Annotated in this window: 15 protein-coding genes; 3 read left to right on the forward strand and 12 right to left on the reverse strand. The window is 74.3% G+C overall.

The features are described 5' to 3' along the window. Positions 1-45: 45 nt before the first annotated feature. Positions 46-2,469 carry a glycoside hydrolase family 3 protein gene (locus Ani05nite_RS11960; protein ID WP_203767904.1) on the forward strand — a complete coding sequence of 808 codons (2,424 nt, stop codon included), beginning with the start codon at positions 46-48 and terminating at the stop codon, positions 2,467-2,469. A 32-nt stretch (positions 2,470-2,501) separates the two neighbouring features. Here Ani05nite_RS11960 and Ani05nite_RS11965 read toward each other — a convergent pair whose 3' ends face one another. Next, a complete protein-coding gene (locus tag Ani05nite_RS11965; RefSeq protein WP_203767905.1) occupies positions 2,502-3,722 on the reverse strand; it encodes an MFS transporter in 1,221 nt (406 codons plus the stop codon). A gap of 43 nt (positions 3,723-3,765) precedes the next feature. On the opposite strand from Ani05nite_RS11965, the gene Ani05nite_RS11970 reads away from it, so the two are divergent. After that, entirely contained in the window at positions 3,766-4,851 is a 1,086-nt protein-coding gene (locus Ani05nite_RS11970; RefSeq protein ID WP_203767906.1) for an ROK family transcriptional regulator, read from the forward strand. A 16-nt stretch (positions 4,852-4,867) separates the two neighbouring features. Here the strand turns inward: Ani05nite_RS11970 and Ani05nite_RS11975 are convergent, their stop codons facing one another. From Ani05nite_RS11975 to Ani05nite_RS12010, 8 genes are all read right to left on the reverse strand, one after another. Beyond that, a complete protein-coding gene (locus Ani05nite_RS11975; RefSeq protein WP_203767907.1) occupies positions 4,868-5,434 on the reverse strand; it encodes a histidine phosphatase family protein in 567 nt (188 codons plus the stop codon). Between the two features lie 53 nt (positions 5,435-5,487). Continuing rightward, a complete protein-coding gene (locus tag Ani05nite_RS11980; RefSeq protein ID WP_203767908.1) occupies positions 5,488-6,102 on the reverse strand; it encodes an FMN reductase in 615 nt (204 codons plus the stop codon). Further along, entirely contained in the window at positions 6,099-7,199 is a 1,101-nt protein-coding gene (locus tag Ani05nite_RS11985; protein WP_203767909.1) for an LLM class flavin-dependent oxidoreductase, read from the reverse strand. The genes Ani05nite_RS11980 and Ani05nite_RS11985 overlap by 4 nt, the downstream gene beginning before the upstream one ends. Before the next feature lie 156 nt (positions 7,200-7,355). After that, positions 7,356-8,708 carry a carbohydrate-binding protein gene (locus Ani05nite_RS11990; protein WP_203767910.1) on the reverse strand — a complete coding sequence of 451 codons (1,353 nt, stop codon included), beginning with the start codon at positions 8,706-8,708 and terminating at the stop codon, positions 7,356-7,358. A gap of 91 nt (positions 8,709-8,799) precedes the next feature. Next, positions 8,800-9,903, reverse strand: coding sequence for a winged helix DNA-binding domain-containing protein (locus Ani05nite_RS11995; RefSeq protein WP_203767911.1), 1,104 nt, complete (start codon positions 9,901-9,903; stop codon positions 8,800-8,802). 9 nt (positions 9,904-9,912) lie between these two features. Then, positions 9,913-10,314 carry a hypothetical protein gene (locus Ani05nite_RS12000; RefSeq protein ID WP_203767912.1) on the reverse strand — a complete coding sequence of 134 codons (402 nt, stop codon included), beginning with the start codon at positions 10,312-10,314 and terminating at the stop codon, positions 9,913-9,915. A gap of 95 nt (positions 10,315-10,409) precedes the next feature. Further along, positions 10,410-12,041, reverse strand: coding sequence for a glucose-6-phosphate isomerase (gene pgi, locus Ani05nite_RS12005; RefSeq protein WP_275410534.1), 1,632 nt, complete (start codon positions 12,039-12,041; stop codon positions 10,410-10,412). Between the two features lie 80 nt (positions 12,042-12,121). Further along, positions 12,122-12,496, reverse strand: coding sequence for a DoxX family protein (locus Ani05nite_RS12010; protein ID WP_203767914.1), 375 nt, complete (start codon positions 12,494-12,496; stop codon positions 12,122-12,124). A 99-nt stretch (positions 12,497-12,595) separates the two neighbouring features. Here Ani05nite_RS12010 and Ani05nite_RS12015 point away from each other — a divergent pair, with 99 nt between their 5' ends. After that, entirely contained in the window at positions 12,596-13,063 is a 468-nt protein-coding gene (locus Ani05nite_RS12015; protein ID WP_203767915.1) for a MarR family winged helix-turn-helix transcriptional regulator, read from the forward strand. A 12-nt stretch (positions 13,064-13,075) separates the two neighbouring features. On the opposite strand, the gene Ani05nite_RS12020 is transcribed toward Ani05nite_RS12015, so the two are convergent. The 3 genes from Ani05nite_RS12020 to Ani05nite_RS12030 are packed head-to-tail and all read right to left on the reverse strand — an operon-like array spanning position 13,076 to position 16,264. Then, positions 13,076-13,687 carry a TetR/AcrR family transcriptional regulator gene (locus Ani05nite_RS12020; RefSeq protein ID WP_239129720.1) on the reverse strand — a complete coding sequence of 204 codons (612 nt, stop codon included), beginning with the start codon at positions 13,685-13,687 and terminating at the stop codon, positions 13,076-13,078. Next, positions 13,684-14,562, reverse strand: coding sequence for an NmrA family NAD(P)-binding protein (locus tag Ani05nite_RS12025; protein ID WP_203767916.1), 879 nt, complete (start codon positions 14,560-14,562; stop codon positions 13,684-13,686). The genes Ani05nite_RS12020 and Ani05nite_RS12025 overlap by 4 nt, the downstream gene beginning before the upstream one ends. Before the next feature lie 43 nt (positions 14,563-14,605). Continuing rightward, positions 14,606-16,264: an FAD-binding dehydrogenase gene (locus tag Ani05nite_RS12030; protein ID WP_203767918.1), complete on the reverse strand. Its 1,659-nt coding sequence runs from the start codon at positions 16,262-16,264 to the stop codon at positions 14,606-14,608. Positions 16,265-16,324 lie beyond the last annotated feature (60 nt).

A 16,324-nucleotide genomic window follows, 5' to 3' on the forward strand; every position in this document is an offset into this window, starting at 1 on the left:
ACGAGCAAGTTACACGTGTCAGCTCCCCCTGGCGAAGAGGCTTCCATGACGACCGCTGTCCCGCCCGACCACGCCACGCTCCTGGAGCGCCTCACCCTGGACGCCAAGGTCGCGCTGCTCACCGGGGCCACCACGTTCACCCTGGCCGCCGAGCCGGCGATCGGCCTCGGCGAGATCCGGCTCTCCGACGGCCCCACCGGCGTGCGCGGGCTGAAGTTCACCGGCGGCCGGATCGTCGCGCTGCTGCCCAACGCCACCCTGCTGGCGTCGTCCTGGGACGAGGGCAGCCTGGAGGAGACCGGGCGGCTGCTGGCCGAGGAGGCGCTGGCGCAGCGGATCCACGTCGTGCTCGGGCCCACCGTCAACCTGCACCGCACCCCGTTGGGCGGGCGGCTCTTCGAGGCGTACTCCGAGGACCCGCTGCTGACCGGCCGGCTGGCCGCCGCGTACGTGCGCGGCCTGCAGCAGCTGGGCGTCGCCGCCACGCTCAAGCACCTGGTGGCCAACGAGAGCGAGACCGACCGCAACACCGTGGACAGCGTCGTCGACGAGGCGACCCTGCGCGAGCTGTACCTGCTGCCGTTCGAGATCGCCGTGGCCGACGCCGACGCGTGGTCGGTCATGGCGGCCTACAACGACGTCAACGGCCGGGCGGCCACCGAGCACGACCGGATCAACAACGGGATCGTCAAGGGCGAATGGGGCTTCCGGGGCCTGATCATGTCGGACTGGTTCGCCACCCGTACCGCCGGCCCGGCCGCCAACGGCGGTCTCGACCTGGTCATGCCCGGCCCGGGCGGCCCGTGGGGCGACGCGCTGGTCGCGGCCGTGCGCGCCGGCGAGGTCGACGAGGCCGTCATCGACGACCACCTGGGCCGGCTGCTGCTGCTGGCCGAGCGGGTGGGCGCGCTGGGCCGGCCCCGCGACTACCCGGCCGAGCTGCCCGCCCCGGACAGCGCCGTCCGCCGCGAGCAGCTGACCCGGCTCGCCGCGCGGGGCATGACCGTGCTCAGCAACGACCACGCCGTCCTGCCGCTGGACCCGGCCGCGTCGGTGGCGCTGATCGGCCGGCACGCCGTCGAGACCATCGACATGGGCGGCGGCTCGGCCCAGGTGAACCCGCCGTACCAGGTCAGCGTGGCCGAGGGGCTGACGGCCCGGCTCGGCGACCGGGTCACGGTCGTCGACGGGGTCGAGGTCCGCACCAGGCCGGTGCCCGCGCGCGGCGGCTTCCTGACCGACCCGGTCACCGGCGAGCCCGGCATCCGGGTGGTGCTGCTCGACGCGGACGGCGCCGAGTTGGAGCAGCGGCACGCGGCCAACGCCACCACGATGGTCGGCCTGGACGACGACTTCACCGGCGCCGTCGCCACCGTGGTCCTGCGCGGCCGCATCACCCGGCCCGGCCCGGTCGAGCTGGGCGTGCTCGGCGTCGGCGACTGGCGGATCCGGGCCGGCGATGCCGGGTCCACCGTGGAGCTGCGCACCTCGGGCCGGGGCTTCGGCGAGGAGATCCTCACCCCGCCGCTGCACACCGGGCGCTACGAGGTCGGCGAGGGCGAGCTGCTGGAGGCAACCGTCACGCTGCTGACCGGCGACCAGTTCGCCGGGGCCGGCCTGTTCGGGCTGATCGGCCACCCGGCCTCGCGGGAGACCGTCGACGTGATCGACGAAGCGGTCCGGGCGGCCGCCACCGCCGACGTGGCGGTGGTCGTGGTCGGCCTGACCGAGGAGCAGGAGACCGAGGCGGTCGACAAGAGCACCCTGCACCTGCCGGGCGCCCAGGACGCGCTGATCGAGGCGGTGGCCGGGGCGGCGCGGCGCACCGTCGTGGTGGTCAACGCGGCCACCCCGGTCATCATGCCGTGGCTGTCGCGGGTCGACGCCGTGCTCTGGGCCGGCCTGCCCGGCCAGGAGGGCGGCCACGCGGTCGCGGCGGCGCTGCTCGGCGACGTCGAGCCGGCGGGCCGGCTCGTCACCTCGTTCCCGGCCGCGGACGGCACGTCACCCGCGTGGTCGGTCACCCCGGTCGACGGCAAGCTGGTGTACGCCGAGGGCCGGTTCATCGGCTACCGCGGCCACTTCGCGGGCCGGGCGCCGGCCGCCCCGGCGTTCTGGCTCGGCCACGGCCTGGGCTACGGCGCCTGGGAGTACGCCGACGCCCGCCTGATCCCCGGCGACGCCCCGGCGGTCAGCGTGACGGTGACCAACACCGGCGAACGGGACAGCCGCGAGGTCGTGCAGCTGTACTTCCAGCCGGCGGACCACGACGAGCCGGTGCGGCTGGTGGGCTGGCAGGGCGTCGACGTGCCGGCCGGCGGTTCCACCCGGCTGACCGTGGCGGCCGACGCGCGGATGTGGCGGCGGTGGGACACCGCGGCGGGGAGCTGGGGATCGGTGGGCGCGGGCGGGGAGCTGCTGCTGGCGCGGGGGCTCGGCGACATCCGGGCGACCGTCGCGCTGGGCTGAGCTGAGCCGGGCAGCGGGCCGGGCCGTTCCGGTCAGGTCAGGGCGGGCTCGGGGACCGGGCCGCGCCGCTGGGCCGCGAAACTCAGCGCGGCCAGGCCGAGCCCGGCGACCGCCAGCCCCACCCCGACCCAGGTCGGGGCCAGGTAGCCGTGGCCCCGCGCGATCACCAGCCCGCCCAGGGCCGCGCCGAGGCTGTTCGCCACGTTCATCGCCGACTGGTTCACCGCCGCGCCCATCAGCTGCGCGCCCGGGGCCACCGCGATCAGCCGGGCCTGCAGCGCGGGCCCCAGGAACAGGCTGGTCGCCCCGACCAGGAAGGCGCCGGCGAACAAGCCCGCCGGCGTGCCCGCGGCCAGCCCGAAGAAGACCACCGCGGCGATCACCGCGGCGAAGCCGGTCAACAGGCTGCGCCGCAGGTCACGGTCGGCGAACCAGCCGCCCAGCGCGTTGCCCACGGTCATGCCCAGCCCGACCGCGACCAGCACCCACGGCACGGTGGTCGGGGCCAGCCCGGTGACGTCGGTGGTGACCGGGGCGAGGTAGCTGTCCACGGCGAAGAAGCCGGCGAAGCCCACGGCCGCGGTGGCCGCGACCAGCCACACCTGCGGCGTACGCAGCGACCGCAGCTCGGCCCGCGGCGAGCCGTCGGCCACCGCGGCGACCGCCGGCACGATGGCCAGCACGGCGACCAGCGTCGCGGCGAACACCACGGCGATGACCAGGTACGCGATCCGCCAGCCGGCCGCCTGCCCGAGCCGGGTGACCAGCGGCACGCCGACCACGTTGGCCGCGGTCAGCCCGCTGAGCACGGCGGCGTACCCCCGGGCGGCGTTGCCGGGCCCCATCAGGGTGGCCGCGAGCAGGCCGGCCGCGCCGAAGTACGCGCCGTGCGGCAGCGCCGCGACGAACCGCGCGGCCAGCACCAGCTCGAACGTCGGGGCGAGCGCGGAGGCGACCGTCCCGGCCGCGAAGAGCACCAGCAGACCCAGCACGAGCCGCTTGCGGGGCACCCGGGCGGTCAGGGCGGCGATGGTCGGCGCGCCCACGACGACGCCGAGGGCGTACGCGGTGATGGTCCAGCCGGCCCGGGCGACGGCGTCCGGCGCCGACCGGGCGTACGCCTCGGGCAGCAGGTCGCGCGCCACGTCGGGCAGCAGGCCCATCGCGGCGAACTCGGTCAGCCCGATCGCCACCCCGCCCAGGGCGAGGGCGAGCAGGGCGGCCCGGCGGCGCCCGCGGCTGAGATCATCCACGGTCGACGACTTTAGCAACAGCGTTGCGTAATACAGTGGCGCGATGGCCGATCTCACGTTCCTGCGGGGTTACAACGAGGCCCTGGTGATGGCGGTGGCCCGCACCCTGCCGGCGTTCGAGCGCGCGACCATCGCCGCGGCGACGGGGCTCACCCCGCAGGCGGTGTCCAAGGTGCTGGCCCGGCTGGTCGACGACGGCCTGATCGCGCCCGCAGGCGTGCGCCGCCCGGCCGTCGGCAAGCCCGCCGGGGTCTACCAGCTGGTCGCGGACAGCCGGTACGCGATCGGCGCGCACGTGGCCCGCCGTACCCTGCGGCTGGTCCTGACCGACCTGGCCGGCGCGGTCCGGGACTCGGCGGTCACCGCCCTGCCGCCCGACTTCACGCCCGGCACGCTGCTGCGCGAGCTGGCCGCGGGCGTCGGCCGTCTCGCCGCCGGCCCGGCCGGCGGGCGGCTGACCGGGGTGGGCATCGGCATGGTCGGGCCGCTGGACCACGCCCACGGCACCGTCCGCGACGCGCACCGGCTGCGGCACTGGCACGACGTGCCGCTGCGGGAGCGGGCGGAGCAGGCGCTGGGCCTGCCGGTGCACCTGGACAAGGACGTCACGGCCGGGGTCACCGCGGAGGCGTGGCGGCACGGCCCGGAGTTCCGCGACGCCGCCCTGATCATGGTGGAGTCCGGCGTGGGCGCGGGCCTGTGGCTCAACGGGGCCGCGCACCGCGGCGCGCACACCAACGCGGGCGAGTTCGGCCACACGGTGGTCGACCTGTCCGGCCCGCCGTGCGTGTGCGGACGCCGCGGCTGCCTGGAGGCGGTCCACGACCGGGCCGTGGCGGCCGGCGACATCCGCGGCGCCGCCCGGGTGCTGGCCGTGGGCGTGGTCAACCTGGTGCAGACCCTGGACGTGGCGCACGTGGTGCTGGCCGGCGCGGACCTGCTCGCGCACGCCGGGACGTACCGCGCCGAGGTGGAGCAGGCGGTCCGCACGCAGGTCCCGCGGGCCGACTGGCAGCGGGCCGAGGTGACGCTGTCGGGCCTGGGCGCCGACGTGATCGCGGCGGGGGCGGCGATGCAGGTCCTCGAGGCCCGCTACGGACTGCCGGGCCGGGTCGCGCCGCCGCGGTGAGCCCGGGCCGGCGGCCTCAGGAGGCGTTCCAGGTGTCGATGACCGGGTTGCCGTGCTCGAAGCCCAGCGTCGACAGCGTCGCCGTGCCCAGCTTGAGCAGCCCGCCCCCGGCGGCCGGGAGGCCGATCCAGCGCGCGCCGGCCACCCGCAGCGCATGGCCGTGAGCGATCAGCGCCACGTCGCCGCCGTCCAGCGCGGCGCGGGCCCGCTCCAGCACCCGGTCGAGGCGCGCGGCCACCTCGGCCGGCGACTCGCCGCCGGGGGCGCCGTCGGTCCACAGCGACCAGCCGGGCCGGGTCTCGCGGATGGCGGCGCTGGTGACCCCTTCGTACTCGCCGTAGTTCCATTCGGCGAGGTCCTCGGTGGTCTCGGTGACCGGCAGCCCGGCCAGCTCCGCGGTGCGCAGCGCCCGCTTGCGCGGGCTGGAGATGACCGCGGCGAAGGTACGCCCGGCGAGCCGCGCCCCGGCCGCGCGGGCCTGCCGCTCCCCCGCCTCGGTCAGATCGAGATCCGTGTACGAGGTGTGCTTGCCCACCGCACTCCACTCGGTCTGCCCGTGCCGGATGAGCACGATCTCCGCCATGACACCCCCACTTGTCGTTGCCGTCCTTCCTACCCGGGCCGGCGGGCGGCCACTCAGCCGCCGGCCAGCAGTTCCGCGAAGGAGGTGGTGAGGGCGAACGGGTCCTGGACCGTGGCCGGTTCCCGGCGCTCGATCTCGCGGGCGAGCTCGTCGGCCGCCCGGTGGATGCGGCCGCGGAGCTGGCCCTCGCCCTCGTCGCCGCCCCAGTCCTCGGACGCGGCGAACACCGCCGTGGGCAGGGTGACGGCCCGCAGGTAGGCGAACATCGGCCGGACGGCGTGCTCGAGGGCCAGCGAGTGCCGGGCCGTGCCGCCGGTCGCCGCGATCAGCACCGGCTTGCCGGCCAGCGCGTCCCGGCCCAGGACGTCGAAGAAGGACTTGAACAGGCCGCTGTAGGACGCGTTGAAGATCGGGGTGACCGCGACGAGCGCGTCGGCCGCCTCCACGGCGTCCAGCGCGTCCTTCAGCGGCGCCGGCGGGAAGCCGGTCAACAGGTGGTTCATCAGGTCGTGGGCCAGGTCGCGCAGCTCGATCACCCGGACCGTGAGCCGCACGCCGAGGCCGCCGGCGGCGTCCACCGCCGCCGCGGACAACCGGTCCGCGAGCAGGCGGGTCGACGACGGCTGGCTCAGCCCGGCCGAGAGCACGACGACAGTACGCTGCTTCATGCCTGCACCTTCTCCTGCTCCTGCCGGGTGGCCGCCGCGACCAGCGAGGCGTGGGTCGGCGCCTCGGGGACGTGCGCCGGGCGCAGCGCCGCGAACTCCTTGCGCAGCACCGGGACGACCTCCTCGCCGAGCAGGTCGAGCTGCTCCAGCACGGTCTTGAGCGGCAGGCCGGCGTGGTCCATCAGGAACAGCTGGCGCTGGTAGTCGCCGACGTAGTCGCGGAAGCCCAGGGTGCGGTCGATGACCTGCTGCGGGCTGCCGACGGTCAGCGGCGTCTGCTCGGTGAACTCCTCCAGGCTCGGGCCGTGTCCGTAGACCGGCGCGTTGTCGAAGTAGGGCCGGAACTCCCGGACCGCGTCCTGGCTGTTGCGGCGCAGGAACACCTGGCCGCCGAGGCCGACGATGGCCTGGTCGGGGTCGCCGTGGCCGTAGTGGGCGAAGCGCTCGCGGTACAGCGCCACCATCCGCTGGGTGTGCGAGGCCGGCCAGAAGATGTGGTTGGCGAAGTAGCCGTCGCCGTAGAAGGCGGCCTGCTCGGCGATCTCGGGGCTGCGGATCGAGCCGTGCCAGACGAACGGCGGGACGCCGTCGAGCGGGCGCGGGGTCGAGGTGAACGACTGCAGCGGGGTGCGGAACTTGCCCTTCCAGTCGACGGTGTGCTCGCGCCACAGCCGGTGCAGCAGGGCGTAGTTCTCGATCGCCAGGGGGATCCCGGCCCGGATGTCCTTGCCGAACCACGGGTAGACCGGCCCGGTGTTGCCGCGGCCCATCATCAGGTCGACGCGGCCGTCGGCGAGGTGCTGCAGCATCGCGTAGTCCTCGGCGATCTTGACCGGGTCGTTGGTCGTGATCAGCGTCGTGGACGTGGACAGCAGCAGCTTCTCCGTCCGCGCCGCCACGTAGCCGAGCAGCGTGGTGGGCGAGGACGGGACGAACGGCTCGTTGTGGTGCTCGCCGAGGGCGAAGACGTCCAGGCCGACCTCCTCGGCCTTGCGCGCGATGGCGACGATCGCCTTGATCCGCTCGTGCTCGGTCGGCGCCCGCCCGGTCGTGGGGTCGGGCGTGACGTCGCCGACGGTGAAGATCCCGAACTGCATGACCGCTCCTGAGCTCCGGCCGGAACCCGTCGTCCCGGACTGCCTCGCACAACGCCTTTGACTCGTCAACTATTTCAGATTCAAAGAACCGGCGGGAAGTGCGGCTCCGGTCACACCCGGCCCGGGGCGACCCGGGCCGGGCTCGGGAGGGGGCGGTCAGCGGCCCTGCAGGGCCTTGACGTTGTCGCCGAAGGTCCAGCCGCGGGAACCGTCCCAGTTGATCGACCACGTCATCAGGCCCTTGAGGTCCCCGACGCTGCGGTAGGCCTGGGCCACCTGCGCCGGCGTCAGGTAGCCGCCGCCCGCGCCGGGCTGGGCGGGCAGGCCCGGAACCTGCTTGTCGTAGGGGACGCGGATCGTGGTGCCCTGCACGGTGAGGCCGTTGTTGAGGCACTGCGTCTGCACGGTGAAGCCCTGCACGGTGCCGGCCTGGTACGAGTCGCCGGCGCAGCCGTACATGCTGCCGTTGTAGTACTGCATGTTCAACCACCACAGCCGGCCGTTGTCCACGTACTTCTTGATGATCGGCAGGTACGAGCCCCAGATCGAGCCGTAGGTGACGCTGCCGCCGGTGACGTACGCGGTCTCCGGGGCCATCGTCAGCCCGAAGGTCGAGGGCATCCGGGCCAGCACGCCGTCGATGATCCGGATCAGGTTGGCCTGCGACGCCGACAGCGTGGTGATGCTGCCGCTGCCGGTCAGGCCGGTCTCGATGTCGATGTCGATGCCGTCGAAGTTGTACCGCTGCAGGATCGGCACGATGGTCGCCACGAAGCGGTCCGCGACCGCGCTGGAGCTCAGGTCGATGCCGGCCGCCGCGCCGCCGATCGACATCAGCAGGGTGGCCCCGGCGGCCTTGGCCGCGCACATCTCCGCCGGGGACGAGACCCGCACGCCGGCGTCCATCCCGTCCTCCCAGAGCACGGTGCCGTCGGAGCGGATCACCGGGAAGGCCGCGTTGATCACGTTGTAGCCGTGCTGGGCCGGCCGGCTGTCGTTGATCGGGACCCAGCCGAAGCCGGGGTGCACGCCGTTGCCCGCCCCGTCCCAGTTCTCCCAGTAGCCGACGAGCACCTTGCCCGCGGGCCGCGGCTTGACCGCGCACGTGCTGCCGCCCGGCGGCGCCGTGGTGGGCGGGGTCGTGGTGGGCGGCGTCGTCGTGGGCGGGATCGTCGTGGGCGGCGTTGTTGTGGGCGGCGGGGTGGTGGGACCGCCCGTGCAGGCGCCGAGGTCACTCCAGAGCGACGGGGTGGCGGCCGGGTTCCAGCCGGCGCCGGCGTACGCGGTGTGGGTGACCAGGGCGGAGTAGAGCCGGCCGCCGTAGGTGACCTGGGTGCCGGCGGGGTAGACGGGGCCCTCCGTCCACGCCGGCGCGGAGCAGGCCACGGCGGCCGCCCGGATCGGGACCCCGGAGACCGCGGCCAGGCTGTCCGGGGCCAGGACCACGGCCGTGGCCACGGTCATGGCCGCCCCGGCCACCAGCGCGAATACGGTACGACGTGTGCTCATGGCGGCTCCCTGACGTATCGACGACCGTGCCGGTCCTCCCCATCCTCACGGCGGTCCACCCGAATATCAAGGGTTGTTAACAGATAATGGCTCAGGTCCAGCGCACCCGCAGGGGCAGGCCGTGGAAATCCGCGTACGGCCGCAACGCCGCCTCGGCCGCCGTCCGCTCCGCCGCGCCGAGCGGGACCAGCGGCTGCACCTCGACCGTCACCGCCTTGCGGCCCAGCGTCCGGGTCCAGGTGCCGGCCACCCGGCCGCCGCGGACCAGGGTGGCGCGGAAGACCCCGTTGCCGCCCGGGACCACCGCCGCCAGGTGCTCGGCCGCCATCATCATGGCGCGGTCCTTGTAGCCCAGCATGTACTCGTCGAAGCCGGGCAGCGCCAGCCATTCCGCGGCCGGCCCGGCCGGCCCGGCCGGCCCGGAGTCGAGCAGGGCCGGGTCGACGACCATCTCGGCGCCGTCGACGCGGACCGTGGTGAGCCGGTCGCCCGCCTCGGCCAGGCCCGCGCGGGTGTCCGCCATCGTGAGCCCGGTCCAGCGCGCGAAGTCGGCCCGGGTGGCCGGGCCGTGGCTGCGGAAGTAGCGCAGCGCCATGATGCCCAGCGCCTCGGCCCGTTCCGGCCGGCGCGGCTCGGGCGCCCACTCGTCGAGCAGCACGAACGTCTGCTCCTTGCCGAGGTGCGGCGCGATGCAGGTGACGCCTCGCTGGCTGGCGTACCAGAGGATGTGGTAGCCCATCTGCGGGCCCAGCTCGACGCCGGCCTCGGCCAGGGCGGCCAGGCACTGCGCGCGGGTCAGCCGGTTGCCCTCCAGGGCGGTGGCCAGGACCTCGACGCCGCGCTCGGCGATGGCCTCGGACAGCCCGATCGTCTCGCGCCGCTTCGCCGCGCCGGCCAGCGCGCGCACGCCCATCAGCTCCAGCATCCAGCGCGCGTCGGCCGGCGGGACCAGGTGGACGGTGCCGCGCATCGGCCAGGTGCGGATCGCCTCGCGGCGTTCCAGGGCGGCGGAGACGTCGTCGACCGTCCGGCCGGGCAGGCGCACCCCCAGCGACCACAGCCCGCTGGCCATGTCCTGGGCCTGCATCGCGCCGAACCACTCGACCACGCCGGCCACGTCGTCCGCGGCGGGCGGCGGGGCCAGCAGGAGGCTGCGCAGGCGCAGGGCCAGCGCCTGCGACGTCGTCCATTCCACAGCAGCAGCCTAGAGCGCGCGCCCGGTGCGGACTCCCCCGGTCGGCGCGACGTGATCCTCGAGCGGCGAGCCGGACGGGCCGGTGGGGTCCTCCGCGCCGGCGGGCGGCTCGCCCGGCCGGGTGTCCTGCCGCGGCTGCTCCCGGTTGTGCGGGACGAGGTGGCAGGTGTTCTCCTTCCAGTAGCAGTAGACCGTGTCGCCGGTCGGCAGGAAGCACCAGATGCTCTCGCTGTAGGCGCCCTCGGCGAGGACGCCCCCGTTGTGCTTGCAGAACACGAAGATGTCCACGATCTCGGGCACGAAGGGGCCGTTGTTGGTGGCCGCGGCCGGCGTCGCGGTCAGGCCGAGGACGGTCAGGGTGGCGGCGGCGCCGAGGGCGGCCGCGCGGCGGGAGATGCGGGTGAGCCTCATGGCCTCACCGTAGGAACGCCGGCGCCGCCGGTCATCACGAGATCGTGCCAGCGGTCGCGGGGCGCCCGCTCGGCCGAGCGGGCGCCCCGGAACCGTCAGCGGCCGCGCTGGGCGCGGTACCGGGCGATCAGCGCGCTGGTCGACGAGTCGGTGTCGCCGGTCGGCGCGGACGACCCGGTGAGCAGCGGGGCGAGCTGGTTGGCCATGACCTTGCCGAGCTCCACGCCCCACTGGTCGAAGGAGTTGATCTCCCAGATCGTGCCCTGGGTGAAGGTGATGTGCTCGTACAGCGCGATGAGCTGGCCCAGCACCGACGGGGTCAGCTTCTCGGCGAGGATCGTGGTGGTCGGGTGGTTGCCCGGCATCACCTTGTGGGCCACGATCTCCGCCGGCGCCCCCTCGGCCTCGATCTGCTCGGCGGTGCGGCCGAAGGCCAGCGCGCTGGTCTGGGCGAAGAAGTTCGACATGAACAGGTCGTGCATCTCGCCGGTGTCGTGATTGGGCACGCTGAAGCCGATGAAGTCCGCCGGGATCAGCTTGGTGCCCTGGTGGATCAGCTGGTAGAACGCGTGCTGGCCGTTGGTGCCGGGCTCGCCCCAGAACACCTCGCCGGTCTGGAAGTCCACCCCGGAGCCGTCCAGGCGCACGTGCTTGCCGTTGCTCTCCATGGTGAGCTGCTGCAGGTACGCCGCGAACCGGTGCAGGTACTGCGAGTACGGCAGCACCGCGTGCGACTGCGCGCCCAGGAACGTGTCGTACCAGACGTTCAGCAGCCCGAGCAGGGCCGGCACGTTGCGCTCCAGCGGCGTGGTGCGGAAGTGCTCGTCCACGGCGTGGTAGCCGGCCAGCAGCTCGGCGAAACGCTCCTTGCCGATCGCCAGCATCACCGACAGCCCGACGGCGGAGGGCAGCGAGTAGCGCCCGCCGACCCAGTCCCAGAAGCCGAACATGTTCTCGGTGTCGATGCCGAAGTCGGCCACCCGCTGGGCGTTCGTGCTGACCGCCACGAAGTGCTTGGCCACCGCCGACGAGTCGCCGCCGAGGCCGGCCAGCAGCCAGTTGCGGGCCTCGGTGGCGTTGGTCAGCGTCTCCTGGGTGCCGAAGGTCTTCGACACGATGACGAACAGGGTGGTCGCCGGGTCCAGGTCGTGCGTCTTGGCGTACAGGTCGGTGGGGTCGATGTTGGAGATGAAGCGGCACTGCAGCCCGGTGTCCGCGTACTCCTTCAGGGCCTCGTAGGCCATGACCGGCCCGAGGTCCGACCCGCCGATGCCGATGTTGACCACCGTGCGGATCCGCTGGCCGGTGGCGCCGGTCCACTCGCCGGAGCGCACCCGGTCGGTGAACGCGCCCATCCGGTCGAGCACCTCGTGCACGTCACGCACGACGTCCTGACCGTCCACCACGAGCGTCGCGTCGCGCGGCAGGCGCAGCGCGGTGTGCAGCACGGCCCGGTCCTCGGTGACGTTGATGTGCTCGCCGGCGAACATCGCGGCGGTCCGCTCGCGCAGCCGGGCCCGTTCGGCCAGCGCGACCAGCGCCGCCAGCACCTCGTCGGTGACCAGGTTCTTGCTGTAGTCCACGTAGAGGTCCGCCACCCGGGCGGTGAGCCGCTCGCCACGCCGTGGGTCACTGTCGAACAGCTCGCGCAGGTGCACGCCCGTGAACTTCTCGGCGTGCCCCTGCACGGCCTGCCACTCGGCGCTGCCGGAAACGTGTTCGCTCATTGCCATTGACTCCCGCCTGGACTGAACTATCGCGTTCATCGTGGCACGGATCGCAGCGGCCTGCCGCGAACTGGCGGCGCTCAGAACGCGTACGGGCCGAACCGCCCCCAGGCGACGAACGCGCACAGCAGCAACAGGACGATGCTGGGCACCATGCCCTTGTAGTCCTTCATCCGGGCGTGGGTGACGGCGGCGCCGATCATCACCAGCGCCAGGCCCAGCGCGGCCAGCGGCACGAGGACGGGCGCGATGTCGAGCGCGGCGGGCAGGATCAGCCCGACCGCCCCGAGGATCTCCACCGCGCCGATGGCCTTGACCATGCCCGGGGAGAACAGGTCCACCCAGGCCATCCCGGCCTTCTTGAGATCCTCCTTGCCGCGCGCCACCTTCATGACGCCGGAGGCGAGGAACGCGAGCGCCAGCACACCGGCGACGACCCACAGGACGATGTTCATGCCAGAGCCCTTCGAGAGTTGAACGTTCTCGTGAACCGTAGGCCCTGTGACTTGAACGGTCAACCATGAGAGACGTGAACGTTCAGGTACGATCGCCGGGTGGGCGACGAGGTGAACTGGCTCGACGAGCAGCAGCTGCAGTCCTGGCGCAGGTTCGCCGCGCTGCTGGTGGTGCTGCCCGCGGCGCTGGACGGCGAGATGCAGCGCCGGGCCGGCCTCACCCAGTTCGAGTACGGCGTCATGGCCGGACTGTCCGAGGCGCCCGGCCGGGCCATGCGGATCAGCGCCCTGGCCCAGTTCGCCCAGGGCTCGCTGTCGCGGCTGTCCCACCTGCTCAAGCGGCTGGAACGGCGTGGCTGGGTCCGCCGCGAGCTCGACCCGGTCGACGGCCGCTACACCAACGCGATCCTGACCGACGAGGGGTACGCCCGGATCGTGGAGATCGCGCCGGGCCACGTGGCGGACGTGCGCCGGCTGGTGGTCGACGTCCTCACCCCGGCGCAGCTGCGCCACCTGGGGGAGATCAGTGACCGGCTGCTGCGCGGCATCGCGCCCGGACCCTGCTGAGCGCGGGCCGGGTCAGGCGTCGCCGGCCGGCGGCCCGGGGCGGAAAGCCGCCAGCACCCGGTCGACGACCCGACGGGCGAAGGCCGGGTCGACCGTTCCCCCGCTGACCGCGCGCCGGTGGAACACCGGACCGGCCAGCAGGTCGAGGACCTCGCCGGGATCGGTGCCCGCGGGCAGCTCGCCGCGGGCGACGCCGCGGGCGATCACCTCGCGGATGACCGCGTGCCGGGCCTCGGCCTCCCGGCGGTGCAGGGCGGCGAAGGCCGCGTCGCGTTCCGCGGCGTCGATGAGCGCGAACATCAGCGCCGTGGCGGGCCCGGTCGTCAGGGCCAGGGCGAAGCCGGTCAGCAGCTCCGTCAGGTCGCCGCGCAGCGAGCCGGTGGCCGGGTCGGCCGGCGGCCGCAGCACGCCGGCGAACACGTCCAGCACGAGGGCGGCCTGACTGTCCCACTGCCGGTAGATCGTGGTCTTGGCCACGCCGGAGCGGTCGGCCACCGCCTCGATCGTGGTGGCCGCGATGCCGCGCTCGCTCAGCAGCCCCAGGGCGGCGTCGAGCACGGCGGCCCGGCTGCGCAGCACGCGCGGATCGGCCCGCCGCGTCGCCGGGGGCCGCTCAGCCGTCACGGCGACATCCACAGCCCGCGCTGGTCACTGACATACTGTGCCATGGTGCGGGGCGGGCGCCCGAGCAGCCTGCCCAGGGTCGGGTCGACCGGCGCGGCCTGCCCGCGCCGCAGGCCGGCGTGCAGCAGGGTCTGCACCACGCACTGCAGCAGCGGCAGCCGCCGGCGCCGCAGGTGCCGCAGATACCCCGGGATGCTCGCCGGCTGGTAGCGGATGCGGCGGCCCAGGTTGTCGCTGAGCAGCGCGGCCACCTCGGCGAAACTCAGCGCCTCCGGCCCGGTCAGCGTGTACGCGGTGTCGCGGTGCGCGCCGGGATCGCGGAACACCACGGCGGCGACGTCGCCGATGTCGCGCACGTCGATGAAGGCGGCGCGGCCCGACCCGGCCGGCACGTAGATGCGGTCACCGGACCGGATGTCCTCGCGGTAGGCGTCGGCCAGGTTCTGCGCGAAGAAGCCGGGCCGCAGGATCGTCCAGGCCTGGCCGGAGGCGCGCAGGTGGGTCTCGACGCGGTGGTGCGGCACGACCCGGTTGGTGTCCGCCCCGGTGACCGAGGCGAACACGACCGGGCCGGCGCCGGCGCGGGCCGCGGTGTCCAGCAGCGCGTTCAGCGTCGGCCCGACGCGGGCGATCGCGGGCGGGCGGACCAGGAACAGCCCGCCCGCGCCGGCCACCGCCGCCGGGAAGGTGCCCGGCCGGCGCAGGTCGAGGTGGACCGGCTCGGCCGGGGGGAAGAGGGCCCGCAGCCGGTCCACGTCGGTGCCCGCCACCCGGACGGGCAGGCCCGCGCCGAGCAGCGAGCGGGCGACGGCGCCGCCCACGTTGCCCGTCGCGCCGGTCACGAGAATCGGGCGGGAGGCGCCGGTGTTCGTCATTACGCTACGGTAGCGTAGCGAACTGCGACGGTGGCGGCCAGGGTCAGGCGGTCGCCGCCGCGGCGGCCCGGCCGGCGGTACGGCCGGAGAAGAGGCAACCGCCCAGGAACGTGCCCTCCAGGGAGTTGTAGCCGTGCATGCCCCCGCCGCCGAAGCCCGCCACCTCCCCCGCCGCGTACACCCCGGGCAGGGGCGAGCCGTCCGCGCGCAGGACCCGGGCCGAGAGGTCGGTGTGCAGGCCGCCCAGGGTCTTGCGGGTCAGGATGTTGAGCCGGACCGCGATCAGCGGGCCCGCCGCCGGGTCCAGCAGCCGGTGCGGCGAGGCCACCCGGATGAGCCTGTCGCCGCGGTAGCGCCGGGCCCCGTGGATCGCGGTGACCTGGGCGTCCTTGCTGAACGGGTTGGTCATCTCGCGGTCGCGGGCCGCGATGGTGCGGCGGAGCCGGTCGACGTCGAGGGCCGGGCCGTCGTTCTCCGCGGCCAGCTTGTTCATGCCCGCCACCAGCTCATCCAGCCCCGGCGCGACCACGAAGTCGGCGCCGTTGCGCTTGAACGCCTCCACCGGCGGGGTCGCGCCGGGCCGGACCCGGCCCAGCACCTGGCGGATGCTCTTGTCGGTCAGGTCCGGGTTCTGCTCCGAGCCCGACAGCGCGAACTCCTTCTCGATGATCTTCTGGGTGAGCACGAACCAGCTGTAGTCGTAGCCGGTGGCCATCAGGTGCTGGAGCGTGCCGAGCGTGTCGAAGCCGGGGAACAGCGGCGCCGGCAGCCGCGCGCCGGTGGCGTCCAGCCACAGCGACGACGGGCCGGGCAGGATGCGGATGCCGTGCTGCGGCCAGATCGGGTCCCAGTTGCGCAGGCCCTCCACGTAGTGCCACATCCGGTCCGGGTTGACGATCCGGCCGCCGGCCGCCTCCGTGATGGCCAGCATCCGGCCGTCCACGTGCGCCGGCACGCCGGACACCATCCGCTTCGGCGGGGCGCCCAGCCGGGCCGGCCAGGCCTTGCGGACCAGGTCGTGGTCGCCGCCGATGCCGCCCGAGGTGACGATCACCGCCTGCGCCGCGTACGCGAACTCGCCGGTCTCCTCCCGCGAGCTGCTCTCCCCGCGCCGCACCCCGCTGGCCACCAGCGTGCGGCCCCGCACCCCGGTGACCACCCCGCCGGTCGTGACCAGCCCGTCGACGCGGTGCCGGAAGCCGAAGCGGACCAGGCCGCGCTCGGCCGCCGCGCGCACCCGGCGCTCGAACGGCGCCACCAGGCCCGGCCCCGTGCCCCAGGTCAGGTGGAACCGGGGCACCGAGTTGCCGTGCCCGTCGGCCGGGCCGCCGCCGCGCTCGGCCCAGCCGACCACCGGGAACAACCGGTGGCCCATGGCGCGCAGCCAGGCCCGCTTCTCCCCCGCCGCGAAGTCCACGTACGCCCGCGCCCACTGCCGCGGCCAGTGGTCCTCCGGCCGGTCGAACTGCGCGCTGCCGAGCCAGTCCTGCCAGGCCAGGTCGACCGAGTCGCGGACGCCCATGCGGCGCTGCTCCGGCGAGTCGACCAGGAACAGCCCGCCGAACGACCAGAACGCCTGGCCGCCGAGGCTCTGCTCGGGCTCCTGGTCGAGCAGCAGCACCCGGCGTCCCGCATCGGCCAGCTCGGCGGTCGCCGTCAGCCCGGCCAGTCCCGCCCCGACCACGATCACATCTGCGTCCATGCGCCCACGGTAGGCATCTTCGTGCCAAGATGGTGGTCCGTCGAGGCGGACTTCCGCCCT

Source organism: Actinoplanes nipponensis (assembly GCF_016862275.1).
Lineage (GTDB): Bacteria > Actinomycetota > Actinomycetes > Mycobacteriales > Micromonosporaceae > Actinoplanes > Actinoplanes nipponensis.